The sequence below is a fragment of the Actinophytocola sp. genome, assembly GCF_049647105.1.
Lineage (GTDB): Bacteria > Actinomycetota > Actinomycetes > Mycobacteriales > Pseudonocardiaceae > Actinophytocola.
The window spans coordinates 1-24,524 of the sequence record NZ_JBARWZ010000168.1 but is presented as its reverse complement, the minus strand read 5'-3'; the positions used below and the strand labels follow the sequence as shown (position 1 = coordinate 24,524).

The window sequence follows — 24,524 nt, the reverse complement described above, 5'->3', positions numbered from 1 at the left end:
GCGTGCCCTGGCGTTCCCGGGTCGCGTCCGTAGCATTGCGGGGTATGACCTCGGCGGACCAGTTGCGGCTGGCATCGGAGTTCGACCCGGCGACCAGGGACCAGTGGCAGGCCATGGTCGACAAGGTTCTGCGCAGGTCAGGCGTGGACGTCGACGGTCACGACGGCCCGGTGGAAGACCTCCTCGCGAGCGCGACCTACGACGGGTTCGCGATCCAGCCCCTCTACACCGCCGACGACGCGGCCCCCGACGCCGGCTTCCCCGGCCTCCCCCCGTTCACCAGGGGCAGCAGGCCCGACGGCACGGTCGCCACCGGCTGGGACGTCCGCCAGCGCCACGCCGACCCGGACGTCGACGCGACCCGCCGCGCGGTGCTCGCCGACCTGGAGAACGGGGTCACGTCGCTGTGGCTCGTGGTCGGTGCCGCTGGAGTGTCGCCCGACGCGCTGCCGGACGTGCTCGCCGACGTCTACCTCGACCTCGCGCCCGTCACGCTGGACGCGGGCGCGGACTTCGCGGCCGCCGCCGACGCACTGCTGGCGGTGCACGACGACAAGGGTGTCCAGGCCAGCGAGGTGCGCGGCAACCTCGGCGCCGACCCGCTCGGCCACCGCGCGCGGACCGGCACGCCCTCGGATCTCGACGGCGCCGCCGCGCTGGCGACACGGATCGTCGAGCGGTACGAGAACCTGCGGTCAGTGGTCGTCGACGCGCTGCCGTACCACGAAGCGGGCTCGTCCGACGGGCAGGAGCTGGGCTGTGCGCTGGCGACCTCGGTCGCGTACCTGCGTGCGCTGACCGGCGCGGGGCTTTCGGTCGAGCAGGCCGCCCGGCAGCTGGAGTTCCGGTTCGCCGCGACCGCCGACCAGTTCGGCACCATCGCGAAGCTGCGGGCCGCGCGCAGGCTCTGGGCGCGGGTCGCGGAGGTCTGCGGCGCACCCGGCGCCGGGTCCCCGCAGCACGCCGTGACCTCATCGACCATGACGACCCGCCGCGACCCGTGGAACAACATGCTGCGCACGACCCTCGCCTGCTTCGCCGCGGGCGTCGGCGGCGCGGACGCGGTGACCGTGCAGCCGTTCGACGCGGCCATCGGCCTGCCGGACGGGTTCGCACGCCGCATCGCACGCAACACCCAGTCGATCCTGCTGGAGGAGTCGAAGGTCGCCGGGGTGATCGACCCCGCAGGCGGCTCCTGGTACGTGGAGCGGCACACCGACCAGCTGGCGCACGCGGGCTGGGCCGTGTTCCAGGAGATCGAGAAGGCCGGTGGCATCGCCGCGGCGCTCGACTCCGGGCTGGTCGAGGAGCGGATCGCGGCCACCCGTGACGCCAGGACCGCGCGACTCGACGCGGGCGAGGAGGCGATCACCGGCGTGACCGTGTTCCCGAACAAGGACGAGAAACCACTGACACGCCGACCGGAACCAGCCGTGCCGTCGGGTGGCGGGTTGCCAAGAGTGCGATACGCGGAACCGTTCGAGGCGGCGCTGGAGGCCCGGTCATGAGGATCCCCGACTTCTCCGACATCGCGCTCGGTGAGCCGGACGCCGGCTCGGCCGCCGAATGGCAGGCCGCGGTGCAGGACGCCACCGGCAAGGGCGCGGACGCGCTGATGTGGGAGACACCGGAGGGCATCGGCGTGAAACCCCTGTACACCGGGGAAGACACGGCCGGGCTGGACTTCCTGTCGACCTATCCGGGCATCGTGCCCTTCCTGCGCGGGCCGTACCCGACGATGTATGTCAACCAGCCGTGGACCATCCGCCAGTACGCGGGTTTCTCCACCGCGGAGGAGTCGAACGCCTTCTACCGCCGCAACATCGCGGCTGGGCAGAAGGGCCTTTCGGTCGCGTTCGACCTCGCGACGCACCGAGGCTACGACTCCGACCACCCACGCGTCGCCGGTGACGTCGGCATGGCCGGGGTCGCGATCGACTCGATCTACGACATGCGGCAGCTGTTCGACGGCATCCCGCTCGACAAGATGTCGGTGTCGATGACCATGAACGGCGCCGTCCTGCCGATCCTCGCGCTCTACGTGGTGGCGGCGGAAGAACAGGGTGTGCCGCAGAGCCAGCTCACCGGGACCATCCAGAACGACATTCTCAAGGAGTTCATGGTCCGCAACACCTACATCTACCCGCCGCAGCCGTCGATGCGGATCATCTCCGACATCTTCTCGCACACCAGCCGGCACATGCCGAAGTTCAACTCGATCTCCATTTCCGGCTACCACATGCAGGAAGCGGGTGCGACGGCCGATCTGGAGCTGGCGTACACGCTGGCCGACGGGGTCGAGTACATCAGGGCGGGTGTCGACGCCGGTTTGAGCGTGGACTCGTTCGCGCCCAGGCTGTCGTTCTTCTGGGCCATCGGCATGAACTTCTTCATGGAGGTCGCCAAGCTGCGGGCCGCGCGGCTGCTGTGGGCGAAGCTCGTGAAGCAGTTCGAGCCGTCCTCGGACAAGTCGCTGTCGCTGCGCACGCACTGCCAGACCTCCGGCTGGTCGCTGACCGCGCAGGACGTCTACAACAACGTGATCCGCACCTGCGTCGAGGCGATGGCCGCCACCCAGGGGCACACGCAGTCGCTGCACACCAACGCGCTCGACGAGGCACTCGCGCTGCCGACCGACTTCTCCGCCCGCATCGCGCGGAACACGCAACTGTTGCTGCAGAAGGAGTCCGGCACCACCCGCGTCATCGACCCGTGGGGCGGCAGCGCGTTCGTCGAGCGGCTCACCCACGACCTGGCACGCAAGGCATGGGGGCACATCCAGGAGGTCGAGTCCGCGGGCGGCATGGCACGCGCGATCGACGCCGGTATCCCGAAGCTGCGCATCGAGGAGGCGGCCGCACGCACGCAGGCCCGCATCGACTCGGGCCGCCAGCCGGTGATCGGCATCAACAAGTACCGGCTCGCGGACGCCGACGAGCAGATCGACGTGCTGAAGGTCGACAACGCCGGGGTGCGGGCGCAGCAGCTGGAGAAGCTGCGGCGGCTGCGTTCCGAACGCGATCAGTCCACCGTGGATCGAACGCTCGACGCGCTGACGGCCGCCGCCGACCGCGACGGCAACCTACTCGCGCTGGCGATCGACGCGGCACGCGCGAAGGCGACCGTCGGCGAGATCTCCGAGGCGCTCGGCAAGGTGTGGGGACGGCACTCGGCGCAGATCCGTACGATCTCCGGCGTCTACTCCGAGGAGGTCGGCGGCATGTCCAATGTGGAGGAGGCGCGCCGGGTCGTCGACGAGTTCGCCGACGCCGAGGGCAGGCGGCCGCGCATCCTGGTCGCGAAGATGGGCCAGGACGGCCACGACCGCGGCCAGAAGGTGATCGCGACCGCGTTCGCCGACCTCGGCTTCGACGTCGACGTCGGCCCGCTGTTCCAGACCCCGGCGGAGGTGGCGCGGCAGGCCGTCGAGGCGGACGTGCACATCGTCGGCGTCAACTCGCTCGCCGCCGGTCACCTCACGCTGGTGCCCGCGCTGCGCGACGAACTGGCCGCGCTCGGCCGCGAAGAGATCATGATCGTCGTCGGCGGTGTGATCCCGCCGCAGGACTACGACGAGCTGCACTCATCGGGTGCGGCCGCGATCTTCGGGCCCGGCACGGTGATCGCCGACGCGGCCACCGACCTGCTGCGGAAGCTCATCGATGCCGCGGGACATTGACGTAGAGGCCTATGCCAAGGGGGTGCTGGCGGGCGACCGCGGCACGCTGTCCAAGGCGATCACGCTGGTCGAGTCGCGGCGGCCGGACCACCGGGCGCAGGCACAGCAGCTGCTCGTGGAGTTACTGCCGCACGCGGGCGGCGCGCACCGGGTCGGCATCACCGGGGTGCCCGGCGCGGGCAAGTCGACGTTCATCGACGCCCTCGGCACGCGGCTCACCGGCGCCGGTGAGCGGGTCGCGGTGCTGGCGGTGGACCCGTCCTCGTCCCGCACGGGCGGCTCGATCCTCGGCGACAAGACCAGGATGTCGAAGCTGTCGGTGGACCCGTCCGCGTTCATCCGCCCCTCGCCGACGTCCGGCACGCTCGGCGGCGTCACCCGCGCGACGCGCGAGACGATCGTGCTGATGGAGGCGGCGGGCTACGACGTGGTGCTGGTCGAGACCGTCGGCGTCGGCCAGTCGGAGATCTCGGTCGCCAACATGGTCGACTGTTTTCTCCTGCTGACGCTGGCCCGCACCGGCGACCAGCTACAGGGCATCAAGAAGGGCGTTCTCGAGCTGGCGGACGTGATCGCGGTGAACAAGGCCGACGGCGACCACGAGCTCCCGGCCCGCAAGGCGGCACGCGAGCTGTCGGGCGCGCTGCGGCTGCTGCAGGCCTCGTCGGACGGGTGGACGCCGCCGGTGCTGACGTGCAGCGGCATGACCGGTGCGGGGCTGGATACCCTGTGGGAACAGGTGAAACGCCATCACGACACGCTGTCGGAGTCGGGTGCGCTGACGGACAAGCGGCAGCGCCAGCAGGTCGACTGGACGTGGACGATGGTGAAGGACACGCTGCTGACCAGGCTGTCCGAGCACCCGGGGGTACGCGCGCTCGCGCCGTCGCTCGAGCAGCAGGTCGCGGACGGCACGCTCACCCCGACCCTGGCCGCGGAACGCATCCTCGAGGAGTTCGCGAACTGACCGTGTCGCGAATGGGGTGCATCAATACCCGCCCGGCCGCTGATCGTTGGTTCCCAGTGTCGATAAGCTTGTGGCATGCGCAGCGCCGTCCGACTACTCGTCGTCACCCATGTGGGGCTTGTTCTGGCGCTGCTTCCGGTTCACGCGGTCGCCGAGTCGCATCACTCCGGCCGTGAGTACAGCTTCGTCGCCGGGCAACAGCCGGCGCCGCCGCCCACCGGGCCGTCCACCGCACCGAGCGCGCCCACCATGGAACTCGAACCCGCCGAGACGGAAGCGGACCGAGCGGAGTCGAAGCGCAAGATTGTCATGGGCGTCGTCTCCGTGTTGCTGATCGGCATCGTGGTCTGGGGCCGCAGCATCCGGCGCAAGAGAGCCAAGGCCAAGGGCTGACCGCTGGCCGACAGTGATCGTTTAGCGAGGCTGAACCCGTCCCGCCGCTCGGCGCTAGGGCAGTACCGGCAGTCGGCGGACCAGGAAACCTCGTGCGATCCACCACCACTGATGGTGCAGGATTGACAAATCATGAATCACTCACGGGACCTTGGGAGGATCGCGTGACCATGCTCGACTCGCGATCCGACAGGGATGGCGGCTCAGCCGCCGCGAACGGGGTCGGCGTGCTGATCACCGACGAGGGCGTCAGTATGCCCATTGTGGATGACCTCGGAGCCGGTCGCGGGCCGGCATGGCTCGATGACTGGCTGTCACGCAACGCGCATGACGTGCTTGCCTGGTACCGGCACATCCACGCCAACCCCGAGCTGTCCAGACGCGAGTACAACACCACAGAACTGGTCGCCCGCCTCCTTTCGGCAGCCGGACTGCGCCCGAAGTTGTTCGACGCAGGCACCGGACTGATCTGCGACATCGGCGTCGGCGACCGGTGTGTCGCCCTCCGCGCCGACATGGACGCGCTGCCGCTCACCGAGCTGACCGGGCTGCCGTTCACCTCCACCGTGCCCGGCGCCGCACACGCCTGCGGGCACGACGGGCACACGTCGATGCTGCTCGGCGCGGGTCTCGCGCTCGCGTCCGCACCCGAGCTGCCCGGCCGGGTCCGGCTCGTGTTCCAGCCCGCGGAGGAGGTCATGCCCGGCGGGGCGCTGGACGTCATCGCCGCGGGCGGACTTGACGGAGTCGACGCGATCTTCGGGCTGCACTGTGACCCTCGGCTGCAGGTGGGCAGTGTCGGCACGCGCGTCGGTGCCATCACCTCGGCCACCGACCTGCTAGAGCTGCGGCTGACCTCGCCGGGTGGGCACACGTCGCGGCCGCACCTGACGGCCGATCTCGTGCACGCACTCGGGACCGTCATCACCGGGCTGCCCGCGCTGCTGTCGCGCCGCATCGACCCTCGGTCCGGGACCGTGCTGGTCTGGGGCGCCGTGCACGCGGGCGAGGCCCCCAACGCCGTGCCCCAGGACGGGGTGCTGCGTGGCACGCTGCGCACCGGTGACCACGAGGTCTGGGCCGATCTCGAGCCGCTGGTGGCGGGGCTGGTGCAGTCGCTGCTCGCACCGACCGGTGTCGGGTTCGAGCTGGAGCACCGGCGCGGTGTCCCTCCCGTCGTGAACGACGTGGAGTCCGAGGCAGTGCTCCGGGCCGGGGTCGAGGCCGCACTCGGTGAGCAGGCCGTGACCGGGACGAGGCAGTCCTCCGGTGGCGAGGACTTCGGGTGGTACCTGGAGAACGTGCCCGGATCGTTCGCCCGGCTGGGTGTGTGGTCCGGCGCGGGGACCCCGCCCGACCTGCACCAGCCGACGTTCGTGCTCGACCAGCGGGCCCTGCTGACCGGGGTTCGCGTGCTGACGCACACAGCGCTGGCCGCGCTGGCCTGATCTCGCCGAGCAGCCGCCCTGTCTACAGGGCGGCTGCCGCCCTAGCCTCTAGCCTCGGATCGTCTCCAGTACCAGGCCGTGTCGCGTCGGCGGGTCGTCGCCGATCTCGTACGCGTCCGCCAGCGCGGCCAGCGCACCGTCCACCGCGTCCGGGGTGTCCGTGTGCAGCTCCAGTAGCGGCTCGCCGGCCGTCACCGGGTCGCCCGGCTTCGCCAGGCACAGCACTCCCGCGCCCGCCTGTACCGTGTCTTCCTTGCGCGCCCGGCCCGCGCCGAGGCGCCACGCCGCCACCCCGACACCCAGCGCGTCCAGCCTGGTCAGCACGCCGTCGCGTGGCGCGGTCACCACCCGCACGTGCTTCGGCTTCGGCAGTTCCGCGTCCGGGTCGCCGCCCTGCGCCGCGATCATCCTGCGCCACGTCTCGTACGCCGCGCCCGACGCCAGCACCTCCGAGGGGTCCACCGAAACCCCCGCCAGTGCCACCATCTCCGTCGCCAGTGCCACCGTCAGGTCCACCACGTCCGACGGGCCGCCACCGCGCAGGACCTCGACCGCCTCCGCGACCTCGACCGCGTTGCCGACCGCGCGGCCCAGCGGCACCGACATGTCCGTCAGCAGCGCCGACACCTTCTGGCCGTGCGCAGTGCCGATGGCCACCAGCGCGGACGCCAGCTCACGTGCGTCGTCGAGTGACCGCATGAACGCGCCCGACCCGACCTTCACGTCCAGCACCAGCGCACCCGCGCCCTCGGCGATCTTCTTCGACATGATCGACGACGCGATCAGCGGCACGCACTCGACCGTCGCCGTGACGTCCCGCAACGCGTACAGCTTGCGGTCCGCGGGTGCCAGACCGGACGTGGGCGCGCACACCACCGCGCCGACCGTCGCCAGCTGCTCCCGGATCTCCTCCGTCGACAACTGCGCACGCCAGCCCGGGATCGACTCCAGCTTGTCGAGCGTGCCGCCCGTGTGCCCGAGGCCCCGGCCCGACAGCTGCGGCACCGCGACGCCGCACGTCGCGACCAGCGGCGCCAGCGGCAACGTGATCTTGTCGCCGACGCCGCCCGTCGAGTGCTTGTCGACCGTCGGCACCGGCCACGAAAGGCGTTCGCCAGAGTCGATCATCGCCTGGGTCCAGCGGGAGGTCTCCTCGAACGTCATGCCGTTCAGGAACACCGCCATGGCCAGGGCCGACATCTGCTCGTCGGCGACCTCGCCCCTGGTGTACGCGTCGATCACCCAGTCGATCTGGGCGTCCGACAGGACATCCCCGTCGCGCTTGGTCCTGATGACGTCGACCGCGGTGTGCTTCACGCTGTCACGGTAGATCGGCCGGGCCGAACGCGTGTGGCAGGACCTCCGACATGGGCGCGGGCCCGACCGGTGTGTCCATCATGCAGTCCGGGCCACCGAACTCGTACAGGATCTGCCTGCACCGGCCGCACGGCATCAGCAGGTCGCCCTTGCCCGACCGGCACGCCACCGCCACCAGCCGGCCGCCACCGGTCAGGCGCAGCTGGCCCGCCATCGTGCACTCCGCGCACAGGCCGACGCCGTACGACGCGTTCTCGACGTTGCAGCCGGTCACGATCCGGCCGTCGTCCACCACCGCGGCCACACCGACCTGCAGTCCGGAGTACGGGCAGTACGCACTTTGGGCCGCCTCAACAGCCGTGGCCCGCAGCTTCTCCCAGTCAGTCACGATGTTCGCTCCGCAAGCTGCGCTCAGTCATGATGTTTCGCTCCGCAAGCTGCGCTCGGTCATGATGTTTCGCTCCGCAAGCTGCGCTCAGTCATGATGTTCTCCGCACTACGCCTAGTCACCCTCGCCTCGCCTGTACGGAATTCCGTCCGCTGCCGGTGGCCGCAGTCGTTGCGCGGCCAAGGCCAGCACCACCAGCGTGATGATGTGCGGCGTGTACGGCAGGAACTCCGTCGGCAGCTCGTCCGTCGCGTAGTAGAGCGCGTACACCACGACCGCGCCGACCGCGGCGATCCCGGCCGTCGTCCACTTGCGGCGGAACAGCTGCCAGATCACCAGCAGACCGGCGCAGATCACCGCCGCGTACAGCAGCGCGTGCACGGTCTCCGGGCCCGACGACAGCCGCAGGCCGTCCGCGTAGCCGAACAGGGCGGCACCCGCGAGCGTGCCGCCCGGCCGCCAGTTGCCGAAGATCATCGCGGCGAGGCCGATGAAGCCGCGGTTCGCGGTCTGGCCCTCCGAGTAGATCGACGGGCTGGAACCGAGCACCAGCGCGGCGCCACCGATGCCGGCGAGCGCGCCGGACGCGATGACCGCGATGTACTTGTGCAGGTACACGTTCACGCCGAGCGACTCGGCCGCCACCGGGTTCTCGCCGCACGACCGCAGTCGCAGGCCGAACCTGGTGTGCCACAGCACGAGGTAGGTCGCGAGCACCAGCAGCATGCCGATGATCAGCATCGGCGACACCCGCGTCACCAGTCCGCGCAGCATGCCCGCGACGTCCGAGATCAGCACGCGTTGCTGGTCCTCCAGGTCACCGAGCCACTCGCCGAGACCGGGTGTGGAGAACGTGTCGAACCGCTCGATCGGCGGCGAGTCCCTCGGGTTGTCCGACAGCGGCGCGAAGATCAGCGTCGACAGGTACTTCGCGACACCGGCGCCGAGCAGGTTGATGGCCACACCGGACACGATGTGGTTGACGCCGAACGACACCGTCGCGACCGCGTGCAGCGCACCGCCGAGCGCACCGAAGAACGCGCCGAACAGCACGGAGCCGTACGGGCCGAGCCCCAGCACACCGGCCCACGCCGCGCCCCACGTGCCGAGGATCATCATGCCCTCGAGCCCGATGTTGATCATGCCCGCGCGTTCGGCCCAGATGCCGCCGAGACCGCAAAGGAGGATCGGCAGACCCAGCGTGACCGTGTTCTGCATCGTCGACGAGGACGTCAGCGTCGGCTGGCCGGTCAGGAACGAGGTGGTGGCCAGCACGCCGACCACCGCGACGACGCCGATCGAGAACGCGACCCAGCCGGGCAGCACCCGCTTCTGCGGGGGCGGCGCCATCGTCATGCCAGAAGGAGATGTGTGCTGCACTTCGACCATGCTCATTTGGCAGCCCCCTCCGGCTCGACCACGGTGCCCGTGGCCTGGCCGACGCGCCGTTGCTCGGCGGCCAGCTCCATCCGCTTCACGATCTCGTACGCGACGACCACCGACAGCACGATCGTGCCCTGCATGATCGTCGCGATCTCCCTTGGCACGCCCTCGTTGTCGAGCGCGCCCTTCGCCTTGTCCAGGAACGCCCACAGCAGCGAGCCGAACGCGATGCCGACCGGATGGTTGCGGCCGAGCAGCGCGATGCCGATGCCCGCGAAGCCGTAGCCGGACGCGAAGTTCAGCGTGTACGCGTGGTCGCGGCCAAGGATCTCCGGCATGCCGACCAACCCGGCGACCGCGCCAGAGGTCAGCAGTGCCACCACGATCATCCGCTTGGCGTTCACACCGCCCGCCGCGGCGGCGGTCGGCGACAGGCCCGACGCCTTCAGCTCGAAGCCGAACCGGGTCCTGGTCATCATCACGCCGTACACCGCGGCCGCCATGACCGAGAGGAACACGAGGCCGAAGACGACGCCGTTGATGCCGATGTTGAGGCCGAAGATGTTGAGGTTGATGTGCACCTCGATGCCGGGCACCTGGCCGGACTCGGCGATCGGCTCGGTCGACACGTTGTTGCCGATCAGGATGCCGAACTGGTCCCTGCGGATCAGGTACGCGGCGAGACCGAACGCGATCGCGTTCATCATGATCGTGGAGAGCACCTCGTGCACCCCGCGCGTGACCTTCAGGATCGCGGGCAGAGTCGCCCACGCGGCACCCGCCGCGGCCGCCACCAGCAGGATGACCAGCCAGTGCAGCACCGGTGGCAGCACGATCGCGCTGCCCACGATCGCCGCGACCAGCGCGCCGACCCGGTACTGCCCCTCGATGCCGATGTTCAGCAGGTTCATCTGGAAGCCGATGGCGGCGGCGATCGCGGCCAGCATGTAGATGGCCGTCGAGTTGACGATGTCGACCGAGATGGTGCCCTCGTTGAGCTGGCCGAACATCGCACCGAGCGCACTCACGGGGTTGGCGCCCGAGAAGAGCAGCACGACCGCGCACAGCAGGGCGGAGAAGATCACCGCCACCAGGGGTGCCAGCAGCGACGAGCGCAGCCGGGCGTTCATGCGTTACCTCCAGTTTCCGTCACCAGCGCGCCCGACTCGTCGACCACGGCGGCGCCGGTCATGGCGGACCCGAGGTCCTCCGGCGTCACGGTCGCGGGGTCGGCGTCGGCGACGAACTTCCCACGCAGCATGACCTTGATCGAGTCGGACAGACCGATCAGCTCATCGAGGTCGGCCGACACGAGCAGCACGGCGAGGCCCGCGGCGCGGGCGTTGCGAATGTGGTCCCAGATCGCGGCCTGTGCGCCGACGTCGACGCCGCGGGTCGGGTGCGAGGCGATCAGCAGCACCGGGTCGCCGGACAGCTCCCGGCCGATCACCAGTTTCTGCTGGTTGCCGCCGGACAGCGAGGCGGCCGCGACCTCGATGCCGGGGGTACGGACGTCGAAGGCCTCGACGATCCGCTTCGTGTCCCGGCGCGCGCCCGCGATGTCCAGGAAGGCGCCGTGCGAGGTGGGGCGTCTGGTCTGGTAGCCGAGGATCCGGTTCTTCCACAGCGGCTCGGTGAGCAGCAGGCCGTGGCGGGTGCGGTCCTCCGGGATGTAGCCGATGCCTGCCTCGCGGCGGGCGAGCGTGCCCGCGCGGGTCAGGTTGCGGCCGTTCAGGAGCACCCGTCCGCCCGCGGACTTGCGGATGCCCATGAGCGTCTCGACCAGCTCGGTCTGCCCGTTGCCCTCGACACCCGCGATGCCGAGCACCTCGCCGGAACGGACCACGAGGTCCAGGTCGTCGAGGATGCGGCGGCCGTCGGGGGTCTCCAGCACGAGGCCCTCGACCCGCAGGACCTCCTCGTCGGTGACCGTGGAGGTGCGGGTCTCCGGGCTGGGCAGCTCCGAGCCGACCATCATCTCGGCGAGCTGGCGGGAGGTGACCGTCTTCGGGTCGACCGTGCCGACGGTGGTGCCGCGGCGGATCACGGTGATCGAGTCCGCGATGGCGCGGACCTCGTCGAGCTTGTGGGAGATGAAGAGGAACGTGTAGCCGTCCGCCCGCATCGTCCGCAGGGTGTCGAACAGCTCGTCGACCTCCTGAGGGACGAGCACGGCGGTCGGCTCGTCGAGGATGACGATCCGCGCGCCGCGGTAGAGGACCTTGAGGATCTCCACGCGCTGCCGGTCGGCCACGCCCAAGCGCTCGACCAGCGTCGAAGGGTCCTGCTCGAGACCGACCGCACCGGCCAGCTCGCGGACTCTCGCTCTGGCCTTCTTGCCGATCCCGTACATGTTCTCGGCGCCGAGCGCCACGTTCTCGAGCACGGTCAGGTTGTCGGCCAGCATGAAGTGCTGGTGGACCATCCCGATGCCGACCGCGATCGCTTCCGACGGGGACTTGAACCGGACCTGCCTGTCGTTCACCGTGATGGTGCCCTCGTCCGGGGACTGCATCCCGTACAGGATCTTCATCAGGGTGGACTTGCCCGCGCCGTTCTCGCCGCAGAGCGCGTGCACCTCGCCCGCTCTCACGGTCAGGTCGACGTCGCTGTTGGCGACGACGCCAGGGAACCGCTTCGTGATGCCGGCGAGCACGACAGCGGGCACGGGTTTCGCGTCCGTGTCGACCTCGGTGTCGGTCATGGAGACCCTTCCTCACCCTCACAGGAAAGACCCGTGGGTGTGCGGCTGCTCACCACACACCCACGGGCGTCACACTTACTCGGGGTTCTTCAGCTGCTACGGAGTGTCCGAGACCTTGATCTTGCCCTCGATGATCTGCTGCTTGTACGCCTCGACCCAGCTCTTGGTCTCGTCGTCGATCTTGCCGCCGGACGTCGAGTAGCCGACGCCGTCCACCTTCAGGTCGAAGACCTGGGGCAGGCTTCCGAGGTCGGTCGCGGCGACCGCGGAAATGTAGTCGAAGACGGCGACGTCGACGCGCTTGAGCATGGACGTGATGATGATGTCCTTGTACTCGGCGACGACCGTCTGGTTGTACTGGTCCGAGTCCACGCCGATGGCCTGGACGTTCGCCTCCTTGGCGGCGGCGAACACACCCTTACCGGAGGCGCCCGCGGCGTGGTAGACGACGTCCGCGCCCCGGTCGATCAGGCCCTTCGCGGCGACCTGGCCCTTGGCCGGGTCAGCGAAGCCGGTGAGGTCGCCCGCCTCGGTGATGTACTTCGAGACGATCTTGGCGTCCGGCGCGACGGTCTCCACACCCTGCTCGAAGCCCGCCTGGAACTTCTGGATCAGCGGCACGTTCACGCCACCGACGAAGCCGATCGTGCAGTCCTTGCTCTTCAGCGCGGCGATGACGCCGACGAGGAACGAGCCTTCATGCTCCGCGAAGCCCAGGAACGTGACGTTCTTCGGCGCGTTCTCGACGAAACCGTCGACCACGGCGAACTGCACGTTCGGGAACTCGGCGGCGATCTTGGCGGTGGCGTCGGAGTACGCGAAGCCCACGCTCACGATCGGGTTGTGGCCCTCCTGCGCCAGCTGGCGAAGACGCGTCAGCTTCGCGTCCTCGCTCTCCTGGTCGGTGGCGGTGAGCTCCTTGGTGTTCTCCTTCTTCACGCCGATCTCGGCGATGGCCTTGTCCAGGCCGGCCGCTGCCGAGTCGTTGAACGACGCGTCGCCGCGGCCGCCGATGTCGAAGGCCAGACCGACTTTGAGCGCACTGCCGTCCGCCTTGGTCGCGGCCTCGGTGGTCGACGCCCCTCCGGACGCCGCCGCCGGCTTGTCCACGGTCTTGCAGCCCGCGGCGTTGTCGCCACCCGATGGGCTGTTCGAAGATCCCGAGTCCTTCGCACATCCGACCACGGACAGCACACTGGTCAGCGCGATCGCGGCGACCGCGACTCCCCGTTTGAAGCGCAAGGCTTTCTCCCTCCGGCTTCACATGACACGTCCGACAAGCGCCGGACGCCGACTTATTGGCGAGACCGTACTCTGCGGTTGCTCATGTGCTACCGCCGCGTAGACCCGCGTGACCCAATCGTTCTTCGAGCGCGCGAAGACTAGTACCGAATGTGATCGCGCGCGTGCGGTGTGGTCATTTGTGACGTCTTTGTTTCTTGATCCGCGGCCCGGTTCGTCCGATTCGGGCATACGCGTCCGCCACCGCGACCAGCCCTTCCTCCGCGATTCGCAGCGCGAGCAGGAAGTCCTCTTCGGTTTTCGCCCTGGCCAGGGTGGCCCCCGTGGTGTTGTAACGCTCATGAGCCGTTCGCAGCAACGCCATGGCCTTTTCGTCGTCGAGTCGTTCGACGCCATCCTCGACGTAGTGGCCGAGCTGGTGGTACCGCGAACGCGCGGCGACCGCCTCGTCGTTGCTCCGCAGCCGGTGGTCGCGACCGGACAGCACCGGCACGAGCGCCCCCGCCGCCACCAGCACCACGGCGATCCCGATCCACACCCAGAGCACCTGGCCGCCTCCTTCTCCGGTTCCGTCAGCCGCGCCGCAGCCTCTCACGCCCCTACCAGGCACCACCGACAGTTCGCCGGATCACGTCCGGCCGAACGGGCGGGTTGTCCACAGGTGACCAGGTTGTCCACAGATCGAGGTCATGCGCCGCCGTAGGTCGTGCCCACCGGGCACGATCGACGGCATGAACGCGACTACTCCACGACCCGGAACGTCAGCCCGGCCCGCACCAGCCGGTCGATCAGCTTGTCCCCCATGGCGACGGCCGTCGTCACCTGCCCGCAGGACTTCGGCAGGTTGTCGAAGGCGAGGCAGAGCGCCGACTCCGCGAGCATCTTGGCGGTCTCCCCGTAGCCGGGGTCGCCCCCGGACACCTCGGTGACCACCCGGCGGCCACCACCCGTGCCGACGAACCGCGCACGGAACCAGGCCTTGTCGCGGCGTTCCCGTGTTGGCCCGTCCCCGGAGGTCATGCGCGACAGCATCCACTTCCGGGTGGGCGCCAGCTGGGCGAGCGCGACCGCGACCCCGACCGCACCGACGATCCCGACCGCGACGGGCAGCTTCTTGATCGCGATGTAGTGCCCGTAGCTGAACGAGGGCCCGTACCGCTCCAGCGCACGCGCGGACCGCAACACGACGAGCGGGTCGATGGTCGGCGCGGGAAGGACCCACGCGTCGGCGGCCTTCTCGAACCGGGGCCGCCCTTTGGCCCCGCGCACGGCCCGCCCGTCGGAATGGTCCTCGGCCTGCCTGCGCCGCTTGGCGACGGCCGCCATCTCCCGCAACCGGGAGAACGCGGTGATGGCGGAGTGGTAGGTCCCGGCGGAGAAGGTCGCGGAGGCGGACACGTACCCCTGAACGTCAACCGGCACCCCCTCGGGCAACTGTTCGACGGTGAACAGGACCCCGAGGTCGTAAGGAATGGAGTCGAACCCGGCGGAGTGCACGATCCGCGCTCCACTCGCGACAGCGGCGTCGTGGTGGTCGAGGTACATCCGGTCGACGAACTCGGGCTCACCGGTGAGGTCGAGATAGTCGGTCCCGGTCTCCGCGCAGACGGCGACAAGTGGTTCCCCGTAACGGAGATAGGGCCCGACGGTGGTGACGACCACCCGGCCTCGCGAGACGACGGCCCGCAGCGCCTCACGGTCGGTCACGTCGGCGACGAGCAACTCGAGATCGGCACACGAGGGGTTGATTTCGGCGAGGCGCTCCCGCACCGCAACGAGCTTCTCCCGCGACCGACCGGCGATCGCCCAGCGACAGCCGTTGGGCGCATGCGCCGCCAGGTACTCGGCCGTGAGTCCCCCGGTGAACCCAGTGGCCCCAAAGAGCACGACGTCGAACTCCCGCCCCACCGACATGCGCAAACACCCTCCGCCAGCCCCAGAACCTACCGACGAGTAACGACCCTACCGACAGAAACCTGAACAAGCCCGACCACGCCACCCCAAAGTTAGGAGCACATCGACGAACTCGAACGGCACAACCGGAGGTTCGAGGCGTACGACGAGCGGTTTGCCGCGCAGGATCGGCGGTTCGACGCCCTCGACGGGCAGATGGCCGAGGTGCTCGGGATCCTGCGCGGCTCGTCCGCGTAACGGGTCAGGTCCAGAAGACCGCGATGCCCACGTTCACGACCACCAGCCCGACCAGCGTCGGCGGCAGCCACTTCGGGGCGGGCACGCGACGGATCACGTACACGAGCGCGAGGGCGCCGATCACCAGCAGGATCAGCATCTTGATGCCGAGCTTCATCGCGTTGTAGTCCTGGTCCGTGGCCGGGGCCAGGAGTTGCAGCGCGAGCCCGGTGATCAGTTGCAGCGCGGCGACGTGCAGCCAGCCCTTGTTGAGCGGCGCATCCGCCGCTGCCCTGCGCTGAACCAGGAACATGCCCACCAGCAGCGCCATGCCCAGCAGATGCAGGAACACCAGAAGGAGGCGGACGAACTCCACGAGAACAACTCCCTTGGGTCGGCCAGGCCGCGGGTCAGCCCGTTGGTACGAGCAGTTCTAGCAGGCGCGATATGTCCGGCTCAGGCCGGGCGGTCCACGAACTTGTCCCGGGCCTCCGCGTAGCGCTCGCGCAGACCCGGCGTCGGGTCGCCTTCGATGCGTTGAGTCGCGCCCAGCCGCCAGCTGGGTGGGGCGTTGCCGCCGGCCAGCGTCCACGCCGCCTGGCGGGCGGCGCCGTCGGCCACGTACTCGCCCGGCTCGGGCACCAGCACCGGGCGGCCGAGCACGGTCGGGGCGATGCGACGCACGGCGGCGGACCTGGCACCGCCGCCGACCAGCAGCACACGGTCGGTGCGAACTCCTTGTGCCACAAGGGCATCCAGTGCGTCGGCCAGGCCGCACAGCATGCCCTCGACGGCCGCGCGGGCCTGGTGGGCCGGGGTCGCGTTCGCCAGGCGCAGGCCGTGCAACGCACCGGTGGCGGTCGGCAGGTTCGGGGTGCGCTCGCCCTCCAGGTACGGGACGAGCGTCAGGCCGTCGGCGCCGGGTGGGCCGGACAGAGCGAGTTCGGAGAAGCGGTCGTGGTCGACACCCAGCATGCGGGCCACCGCGTCCAGCACGCGGGCCGCGTTCAGTGTGCACACCAGAGGTAAGAAGCGGCCGGTGGCGTCGGCGAAACCGGCGACCAGGCCTGCCGCGTCGGCGCACGGCTTGTCGGCGACCGCGAACGCGGTGCCGGACGTGCCGATGGAGACGACGACGTCACCAGGTTCGGCGCCAACGCCGAGCGCGGCGGCCATGTTGTCGCCGGTGCCCGCGCCCAGCAGTGCGCCTGCCGGGGTGCGGCCCGAGTCGTCCGACGGGCCGAGCACCTTCGGCAGCGCCGGGGTCTTGCCCAACGCGAGTTCGAGGAGGTCGGTGCGATAGGTGCCGGTAGCGGCGGAGAAGTACGCGGTGCCCGACGCGTCGCCGCGGTCGGTGGTCAGGCGGTCCAGACCACCACCGGACAGGCGCCACGTCAGGTAGTCGTGCGGCAGGCACACCGCCTCGGTGCGGGTCACCGACTCCGGCTCGTGGTCGCGGAGCCAGCGCAACTTGCTCGCCGTCATCGACGCGACCGGGACCACGCCGACCGCGTCGGCCCACGCCGCACCGCCGCCCAAATCGTCGACGAGACTCGCCGCGGCCTCGGCGGAGCGGGTGTCGTTCCACAGCAGCGCGGGCCGGACCACCTCGCCGGACTCGGTGAGGCACACCATGCCGTGCTGCTGGCCGGCGACCGACACGGCGGCGACATCGTCGATGCCACCCGCCTGGTCGATCGCCGACCGCAGCGCCGTCCACCATGCCGCCGGATCCACTTCGGTCCCGTCTGGGTGCGGTGCGGAGCCACTGCGCACGAGGGCGCCGGACTCCGCGTCACGCACCACCACCTTGCAGGACTGGGTCGACGAATCGACCCCGGCCACCAGCGGCATGGTCAACACCTCCGAGATCGATTCTATGCGGGTTCTTCCGGTGCGGGGCCGGCCGAATCCGGCGGCTAGAACCGCAGGTTGGCGAGGTAGTTGTAACCGGTCTCGGCGCACTTCAGCGCGTCGACCGGCTGGTCGTTCTCGACGATGTACTCCTCGACCTCGAGTGGCCGGTTCGCACGGAAGATCCGCCGGAAGTCGATGGTGCCCTCGCCGAGGTCGGCGAAACCGCCGTCCGGCGCTCGGTCCTTCACGTGATACTGCTTCACGCGACCCGCGATCCGGTAGAACTCCCGCACCGGATCGGCACCACCGGTCACGACCCAGTACAGGTCCATCTCGAAGCTGACGTTCCTTCGCGAGGTCCGGCCGGTCAGCACGTCGAACGGCCGGACACCGTCGACGGCCACGAACTCCTGGTTGTGGTTGTGATAGCCGAACCCGATGCCGGCCCGCCGGTACGCCTTGCCCGCGGCCTCGAGCTGGTCTGCGAACGCCCGCCACTCGTCGATCGTCCCGAAGTTCGCCCACGGCACGTTGCTGCGCCGGTTGCCGAGGATCCTCGCGTCGGCGATGGCCTGGTCGATGTCGCCGTCGATGCCGACGTGCGTCGACGTCGCCTTGATGCGCCGCGCGTCGAGGAGCTTGCGGAACTCCGTGGCGCTGCGGCCGTAGGTGCCCGCGAGCTCGACCTTGCGGTACCCGATGTCGGCGAGGGCGTCGAGGGTCCCCTCGAGATCGGTCTCGAGGATCGACCGCAGGGTGTACAGCTGGATGCTGATCTTGTCCTTGGGCACCCGCAGGCCCCAGTGCCCACCGCGGTCGGCCCCCTCGGCCGACGCGAAACCGGGCAGAGCGCCGGCCGCACCTACCGCGAGTGCGGCACCGGCGGCGCCACGAAGCATGGACCTTCTCGAAACAGCCACGACAGATCCCTCCATTGGGACGGTGGAGTTGGTTGAGAACAGGGAAAGGAACACGCGAGAGAGTGGTCGAAATCTGTGGACAACCGCCGGTTCGGCCGCCGGAACCGTCGGTGGGGTGACCTAGGCTCGAAACCGGGGGCCGGAGGCCAGCGGGTTGGTGAGGCGGCCACGGCCGCCTCACCAACACCTCATCAGTCCTTCGTGGAGAACGCAGCGTCGAAGGCGGCCTCCGGCTTGTCGAACAGGTGGGCGCGGATGAAGGTCACCGCTTCCTCGGCACCGCGGAGGCGGTCCATGCCCGCGTCCTCCCACTCGACCGAGATCGGGCCGGTGTAGCCGATCGCGTTGAGTGCCCGGAAGGACTCCTCCCACGGCACGTCACCGTGGCCGGTCGACACGAAGTCCCAGCCTCGGCGCGGGTCGGCCCACGCCAGATGGCTGCCCATGCGGCCGTTGCGGCCATCGAACCGCTTCTTCGTGTCCTTGCAGTCCACGTGGTAGATCCGGTCCGAGAAGTCCAGGATGAAGCCCACCGGGTCAAGGTCCTGCCAGATGAAGTGGCTGGGGTCCCAGTTCAGGCCGAACGCCGCGCGGTTGCCGACAGCGTCGAGGGTCTTCTTCGTGGTCCAGTAGTCGTACGCGATCTCCGACGGGTGGACCTCGTGCGCGAAGCGGACGCCGACCTCGTCGAAGACGTCCAGGATCGGGTTCCAGCGGCGGGCGAAGTCGGCGTAGCCGTCGTCGATGACGTCCTGGCCGACCGGAGGGAACATCGCGACGTACTTCCAGATCTTCGATCCCGTGAAGCCGATGACCGTGTCCACGCCCAGCTTCGCCGCGGCGCGGGCGGTGTCCTTCATCTCCTCGGCGGCCCGCTGGCGGACACCTTCCGGGTCGCCGTCGCCCCAGATGCGGGACGGGACGATGTTCTTGTGGCGCTCGTCGATCGGGTCGTCGCACACCGCCTGGCCGACCAGGTGGTTGGAGATGGCCCAGACCTTCAGGCCGTGCGAAGCCAGCTGGTCCAGCTTCTTCTGGACGTAGTCGTCCTCGGCGATGGCCCGGTCGACCTCGAAGTGGTCACCGGAACAAGCGATCTCCAGCCCGTCGTAACCCCACTGCGCGGCGAGCTTGCACACCTCCTCAAAGGGAAGGTCGGCCCACTGGCCGGTGAACAACGTAACTGGTCGACTCATCGTCGAACTCCCTCCGGAATTCCCTGCAACTGCAACAAAAGATCACGTACCCCGGTGGCGGGCACGGCGCCGCCTGGCTCCGCGTCCGGCACCGAGCACAGCAGGACGGGGCCTTCGTCGGCCGAGATCGGCAGCCTGCCGTGCGAACCGAGGACCGGCGCCGGGTCGAGCGGCACCACCTGCATCGCGTACCGCAGGCCGGCCTTCTTCTTCACCAGGTTCAACCCCGCCTTGGCCTTCGCCAGCTTGTCCTCGGGGTTGAAGAACAGCTCCGCCGGGTCGTAGCCGGGCTTGCGGTGGATCTCCACGCCCCGCGCGAAGTCCGGCGCCCGGTCGTCGTCGAGCCAGTAGTAGTAGGTGAACCACGCGTCCGGGTCCGCCACCACGACCAGCTCACCCGACCGTTCGTGGTCGATCCCGTACTTGGCCTGTTCTGACCGGTCCAGCACCTCGTCGACACCGGCCAGTTCCGACAGCATGGCGCGCACCCGGGGCAGGTCGGCGGGATCGGCGACGTACACGTGTGCCACCTGGTGGTCGGCGACCGCGAACGCACGCGACACCCACGGGTCCAGGTACTCCATGCCGGCCTGCGTGTACACCTCGAGCAGGCCCTCGCGGCGCAGTAACCGGTTGATGTCGACCGGCCGCCGCACGTCGGTGATGCCGTACTCGGACAGCGCGACCACGGTCGCACCGGCGTCGCGCGCGTCGTCGAGCAGCGGCTTCAGCGCGGTGTCGATCTCGCGGGCGGCGCGCGTGGCCCTCGGCGAGTCCGGGCCGAAACGCTGCAGGTCGTAGTCGAGGTGTGGCACGTACGCCAGCAGCATGTCCGGGTGGTGTTCGCGGAGGATCTTCCGCGACGCGCCGATGATCCACTCGCTCGACGCCAGCGCCGCCGTCGGGCCCCAGTACTGGAACAGCGGGAACTCACCCAGCGCGCCGGTCAGCTCGTCGTGCAGCGCGGGCGGCCGCACGTACGCGTCCGGCGACTTGCGCCCGTCGGCGTGGTAGATCGGCCGTGGCGTCACCGTGATGTCGGTGGTCGCGCCCATCGCGTACCACCAGCACACGTTCGCGACCTGGAAGTCCGGGTTGGCGGCACGCGCGGTCTCCCACACCTTCTCGCCCAGCACCAGCTTGTTGTGCTGGCGCCACAGGTGTACCTCGCCGACGTCGCGGAAGTACCAGCCGTTGCCGACGATCCCGTGGTCGCGCGGCATGGTGCCGGTCAGGAACGTCGACTGCGCGCTGCACGTGACCGCGGGTAGCACCGTGCCCAGTTCGGCCTGCCATCCCGTGTGCGCCAGCGCCGACAGGTTCGGCATGTGCCGCAACAGTTTCGGCGTCAGGCCGACCACGTCCACGACGACCAGCTGTGTCATCGAACTCCTTCCGGTTCCAACAGGTTCGCCACGGCCCAGCGCAGCTCCGCGGCGATTCCCCTGATCACTGCCGTGTCACCGCCGTTCCCGGCGGTCTCGGGCAGCACGCTCCACGTGTAGGTCTCGACCTCCACATGCGGCAGCGCACCGTCCGCAGTGGACCTCAGGGCGGCGATGGTGGTACGCAGCACGTCCGTGGTCGCCGACAGCGGTGCGGCGGGGCGGGCGTGCAGCGGCACGTGGAAGTGCACCCGCCAGGGGTTGCGGCCGGGCAGTTCGGACAGGGCCTGCGGCAGGTCGTCGGCCGCGAGCACGTCGCCGGACGAGGTGCGCTCGCGCACCTGGTGCAGGTAGCGGGGCTCGGTGAAGTCGGCGAGCGCGAGCCGCGCGGGACCGGTGTCCGGGTCCTCGACCTGCAACGCGGCCGAGGCCTGCACCTTCACGACCTCGAGCCCCGACCGGTGGATCTCCGCGACCGCCTCCGCCGGGTCGGCGAAGGACACCGCGAGGTGGCAGGTGTCCAGGCACAGCCCAATGTAACGGGGGTCGACGCGCGGCGCGAGCCAGGAGACGGCGTCGGTGACGGTGTCGAGCACGCAGCCCGGCTCCGGTTCCACGGCCAGCCGGATGGGCCGCCCGTGCGCGGACGCCATCTCGTCCAGGGTCCCGGTGAGCGACACGAGTGCCGCGGTCGCGGTGGCATCGTCCTCCGCCGACCACGGCGTGCGCCACGCCAGTGGCAGCGTCGAGATCGAGCCGTAGACCGCGGAGTCCGGCAGCAGGTCGGCCAGCACGGTGGCGCAGTCGACCGTGTACCGCAGCCGGGCCTCGTCCGTCCACTCCGGACGATAGACGGAGTGTTTGACCACGTCGTCGTGGAAACCGCCGTACGGGAAGGCGTTCAGCGTGTACACCTCGAGCCCTCGGGCGTCCAGCGCGGCCCGCAGCCTGGCGCGCAGCTCTGGTGCGGCGGCCAGCTCACGGGCCAGGGCGGCGGGCAGCCACAGGCCCAGCCCCAGCACGTCCACGCCGACGAGTCTTCGCACCGGTTCGGCGTAGCGGTCCAGCTGCGCCAGCACACCCGCCAGGTCCTCGGCCGGGTGCACGTTGGTGCAGTACGACAGGGGCGTCATGTGTTCCCGCCGCCACGGAGCACAGAGTTGCCCGCGAACGTGTCAGTCGACGGCGCGAAACCGGGCAGCTCGTCGAGCACGAGCCGGTCCGACTGCCCGTAGAACTCGACCGGGTTCTGCCACAGCACCTTGTCGACGTCCGCGTCGGTGAAACCGGCGTCGAGCATCGCGAGCCCTGTCTTGTAGGTCTTCAGCGGGTCAGAGCGGCCCCAGTCGGCGGCCGAGTTCACGATCATCCGGTCGGTGCCGTACCGCTGGAGGATCGCGACCATCCGCTGCTCGTCCATCTTCGTGTCCGGGTAGATGGAGAAGCCCATCCAGCTGCCGGACTCGTGCACGACCCCGACGGTCGGCTCGTTGAGGTGGTCCACGAGCACGCGACCGGGGTCGATGCCGGACTCCTTCACCACGTCCAGGGTCCGCCTGGTGCCCGCGAGCTTGTCGCGGTGCGGGGTGTGGACGAGCGCGGGCAGTTCGTACTCGACGGCCATGGCCAGCTGCCGGGAGAACACCTCGTCCTCCTCCGGCGTCATGGAGTCGTAGCCGACCTCGCCGACCGCGACCACGCCGTCCTTCGCGAGGTAGCGCGGCAGCACGTCGAGCACCTCGCGGCAGCGGGGGTCGTTGGCCTCCTTGGGGTTCAGCGCGATCGTGCAGTGGTGGCGGATGCCGAACTGCGCGGCGCGGAAGCGCTCCCAGCCGATGAGCGAGTCGAAGTAGTCGGTGAACGACGCGACGCTCGTGCGCGGCTGCCCGAGCCAGAACGCGGGCTCGACCAGTGCGCGGACGCCTGCCGAGAACATGGCCTCGTAGTCGTCGGTCGTCCGCGAGGTCATGTGGATGTGCGGGTCGAAGATCCTCACGAGCTGGCCTCCAGCAGTGTCACGGCGTCGGCGGGGACCTCGCGGCCCGCCGCCCTGCGTTCCTCGGCGTAGTCGCCGACCATGCGCAGCAGCTCGTCGTCGGTGCGGCCGTCCAGTTCGGACACTGCGGCGAGCGGCACGCCGACGAACAGGCACTTGAGCACGCCGTGCCGCCAGCTGTGCGCGTCGAGGTGCCGGGCGGAGAAGTCGCCCATGGCGGCGGCGACCAACCGGATGTCGTTGGCGCGCAAGGCGTCCTTGACGAGTTCGACTCCGGCGGGGACGGTGGCGGAGGGCAGTGCGGCGAGGCCGCGGAGCACCCCCCGGCGCTCCGCGTCGTCGCCGTACCGGTAGAGCTGCGCGATCTCGTCGGACAGCTTGCCCGCGTCGAGCACCTCGGCGAGCACGGCGAGAAGCCGGGAGCGGGCGAGGTCGTCGACGGTGCCGTGCACCAGGCCCTGAGGGTCGGCCTCGGGCCGCAGCGGCGCGCGGCCGACCTTGCGGCCGACGGCAGGGAACAGCGCGGCGACCGCACTGGGGTCGCGGCGCACTTTCTGCTCGGCCTCGACGAGCCAGGGATGGTCCACGTTGCTCACCCATTCCGGATCGTGGTCTTCGCGGGGTTCCCCTTCGGTCACCGGGGTCAGCGCGGCATGCAGCGCGACGAGCGCGCGGGCCGCCACCTCCGGCGCCGCGTGGCTGTGCCGTGGCAATTCGACCGCGGCGACGCCGAGGTAGCCGATCTCGGACAGCGCGGACAGCGTGGCGCGGAGATCGAGTTCACCCTCGCCGAACTCGAGGTGTTCGTGCACGCCGGGACGCATGTCGTCGAGCTGGATGTTCACGAGCAGGTCCCCAGCGCGCCGGATGCACGTCGGCGCGTCGACCGGTTCGACGGCGACGCAGTGGCCGACGTCGAGGGTGATGCCGAGCAGCGCGGGCGCGCCGAGCTCCTCACGCAGGCGCAGCGCGTCGGACAGGTGCTGGACGAACATGCCGGGCTCCGGCTCGAGCCCGAGCGGCACGTCCACCTCGGCCGCCGCCTCGAGGACCTCGCTTACCCCGGTCCGCATCCGCCGCCACGCCGTGTCCGGGTCCACTGTGGATGGACGGATGCCGGACCAGAACGACACCGCGTCGGAGCCGAGGCTCTCGGCGATGTTGAGCGCGCGGACGAGGAAGTCGACGCGCTGTTCCGGTTCGTCGCAGACCAGCGTCGGGTGGTGCTTGCGGGTGGGGTCGAGCAGGTAGCGGGCACCGGTCTCGACGACGCTGCGCAGGTCGAGCAGGTCGAGCAGGTTCGCGACGTGGTCGACCTGTTTGGTGAGGTCCTCGGCGTACGGGTCGAGGTGGTGGTGGTCGAGCGTGAGCGCGACGGACGTGTAGCCGAGGTCGGCGATGATCCGCAGCGCGTCGTCGAGGCGGTGGTTCGCGAAACCGTTCGTGCCGTAGCCGAGCCTCATGTCGGACTCACCTTCTTCGCGAGCCGCCGCGCGACCGGCAGCGCGGCGGCGACCAC

Annotated in this window: 21 protein-coding genes; 5 read left to right on the top strand and 16 right to left on the bottom strand. The window is 69.9% G+C overall.

The features are described 5' to 3' along the window. Positions 1-44: 44 nt before the first annotated feature. From WBA97_RS20955 to WBA97_RS20935, 5 genes are all read left to right on the top strand, one after another. The gene (locus tag WBA97_RS20955) at positions 45-1,508 is read left to right on the top strand and encodes a methylmalonyl-CoA mutase subunit beta (protein WP_424232570.1); all 1,464 of its coding nucleotides are present in this window, start codon (positions 45-47) and stop codon (positions 1,506-1,508) included. Further along, positions 1,505-3,679 carry a methylmalonyl-CoA mutase gene (gene scpA, locus WBA97_RS20950; protein ID WP_424232569.1) on the top strand — a complete coding sequence of 725 codons (2,175 nt, stop codon included), beginning with the start codon at positions 1,505-1,507 and terminating at the stop codon, positions 3,677-3,679. Before WBA97_RS20955 ends, scpA begins: the two co-directional genes overlap by 4 nt. Then, the gene (gene meaB, locus WBA97_RS20945) at positions 3,663-4,646 is read left to right on the top strand and encodes a methylmalonyl Co-A mutase-associated GTPase MeaB (RefSeq protein WP_424232568.1); all 984 of its coding nucleotides are present in this window, start codon (positions 3,663-3,665) and stop codon (positions 4,644-4,646) included. The genes scpA and meaB overlap by 17 nt, the downstream gene beginning before the upstream one ends. Positions 4,647-4,721: 75 nt before the next feature. After that, positions 4,722-5,039 carry a hypothetical protein gene (locus WBA97_RS20940; protein WP_424232567.1) on the top strand — a complete coding sequence of 106 codons (318 nt, stop codon included), beginning with the start codon at positions 4,722-4,724 and terminating at the stop codon, positions 5,037-5,039. A gap of 164 nt (positions 5,040-5,203) precedes the next feature. Then, positions 5,204-6,487 carry a M20 family metallopeptidase gene (locus WBA97_RS20935; RefSeq protein WP_424232566.1) on the top strand — a complete coding sequence of 428 codons (1,284 nt, stop codon included), beginning with the start codon at positions 5,204-5,206 and terminating at the stop codon, positions 6,485-6,487. A gap of 48 nt (positions 6,488-6,535) precedes the next feature. Here the strand turns inward: WBA97_RS20935 and WBA97_RS20930 are convergent, their stop codons facing one another. The 16 genes from WBA97_RS20930 to WBA97_RS20855 form a co-directional block, all read right to left on the bottom strand. After that, entirely contained in the window at positions 6,536-7,804 is a 1,269-nt protein-coding gene (locus WBA97_RS20930) for a thymidine phosphorylase (RefSeq protein ID WP_424232565.1), read from the bottom strand. 4 nt (positions 7,805-7,808) lie between these two features. Then, a complete protein-coding gene (locus tag WBA97_RS20925; protein WP_424232611.1) occupies positions 7,809-8,195 on the bottom strand; it encodes a cytidine deaminase in 387 nt (128 codons plus the stop codon). A 111-nt stretch (positions 8,196-8,306) separates the two neighbouring features. Further along, positions 8,307-9,587 carry an ABC transporter permease gene (locus tag WBA97_RS20920; RefSeq protein ID WP_424232564.1) on the bottom strand — a complete coding sequence of 427 codons (1,281 nt, stop codon included), beginning with the start codon at positions 9,585-9,587 and terminating at the stop codon, positions 8,307-8,309. Next, positions 9,584-10,705 (bottom strand): ABC transporter permease, encoded by a 1,122-nt coding sequence (locus WBA97_RS20915; RefSeq protein WP_424232563.1) that lies wholly within the window; start codon positions 10,703-10,705, stop codon positions 9,584-9,586. Before WBA97_RS20915 ends, WBA97_RS20920 begins: the two co-directional genes overlap by 4 nt. Further along, complete coding sequence (locus WBA97_RS20910) at positions 10,702-12,279, bottom strand: ABC transporter ATP-binding protein (protein ID WP_424232562.1); 1,578 nt, start codon at positions 12,277-12,279, stop codon at positions 10,702-10,704. Before WBA97_RS20910 ends, WBA97_RS20915 begins: the two co-directional genes overlap by 4 nt. Positions 12,280-12,375: 96 nt before the next feature. Further along, positions 12,376-13,521 carry a BMP family lipoprotein gene (locus WBA97_RS20905; protein WP_424232561.1) on the bottom strand — a complete coding sequence of 382 codons (1,146 nt, stop codon included), beginning with the start codon at positions 13,519-13,521 and terminating at the stop codon, positions 12,376-12,378. Between the two features lie 175 nt (positions 13,522-13,696). Further along, positions 13,697-14,068, bottom strand: a complete 372-nt coding sequence (locus WBA97_RS20900; RefSeq protein ID WP_424232560.1) for a hypothetical protein — start codon at positions 14,066-14,068, stop codon at positions 13,697-13,699. 194 nt (positions 14,069-14,262) lie between these two features. Next, a complete protein-coding gene (locus WBA97_RS20895) occupies positions 14,263-15,435 on the bottom strand; it encodes a saccharopine dehydrogenase family protein (RefSeq protein ID WP_424232559.1) in 1,173 nt (390 codons plus the stop codon). 241 nt (positions 15,436-15,676) lie between these two features. Continuing rightward, entirely contained in the window at positions 15,677-16,027 is a 351-nt protein-coding gene (locus tag WBA97_RS20890) for a hypothetical protein (RefSeq protein WP_424232558.1), read from the bottom strand. A gap of 80 nt (positions 16,028-16,107) precedes the next feature. Further along, positions 16,108-17,505, bottom strand: coding sequence for a xylulokinase (gene xylB, locus WBA97_RS20885; RefSeq protein WP_424232557.1), 1,398 nt, complete (start codon positions 17,503-17,505; stop codon positions 16,108-16,110). A 65-nt stretch (positions 17,506-17,570) separates the two neighbouring features. Continuing rightward, the gene (locus WBA97_RS20880) at positions 17,571-18,407 is read right to left on the bottom strand and encodes a sugar phosphate isomerase/epimerase family protein (protein ID WP_424232610.1); all 837 of its coding nucleotides are present in this window, start codon (positions 18,405-18,407) and stop codon (positions 17,571-17,573) included. Between the two features lie 212 nt (positions 18,408-18,619). After that, a complete protein-coding gene (locus WBA97_RS20875) occupies positions 18,620-19,624 on the bottom strand; it encodes a sugar phosphate isomerase/epimerase family protein (RefSeq protein ID WP_424232556.1) in 1,005 nt (334 codons plus the stop codon). Next, on the bottom strand, positions 19,621-21,009 hold the full coding sequence (locus tag WBA97_RS20870; protein ID WP_424232555.1) for an alkaline phosphatase family protein: 1,389 nt from the start codon (positions 21,007-21,009) through the stop codon (positions 19,621-19,623). The genes WBA97_RS20875 and WBA97_RS20870 overlap by 4 nt, the downstream gene beginning before the upstream one ends. Then, positions 21,006-22,142 carry a metabolite traffic protein EboE gene (eboE, locus tag WBA97_RS20865; protein ID WP_424232554.1) on the bottom strand — a complete coding sequence of 379 codons (1,137 nt, stop codon included), beginning with the start codon at positions 22,140-22,142 and terminating at the stop codon, positions 21,006-21,008. The genes WBA97_RS20870 and eboE overlap by 4 nt, the downstream gene beginning before the upstream one ends. Further along, positions 22,139-23,005, bottom strand: a complete 867-nt coding sequence (locus WBA97_RS20860; protein WP_424232553.1) for a TatD family hydrolase — start codon at positions 23,003-23,005, stop codon at positions 22,139-22,141. Before WBA97_RS20860 ends, eboE begins: the two co-directional genes overlap by 4 nt. Beyond that, entirely contained in the window at positions 23,002-24,468 is a 1,467-nt protein-coding gene (locus WBA97_RS20855) for an EboA domain-containing protein (RefSeq protein WP_424232609.1), read from the bottom strand. Before WBA97_RS20855 ends, WBA97_RS20860 begins: the two co-directional genes overlap by 4 nt. Positions 24,469-24,524: the final 56 nt, after the last annotated feature.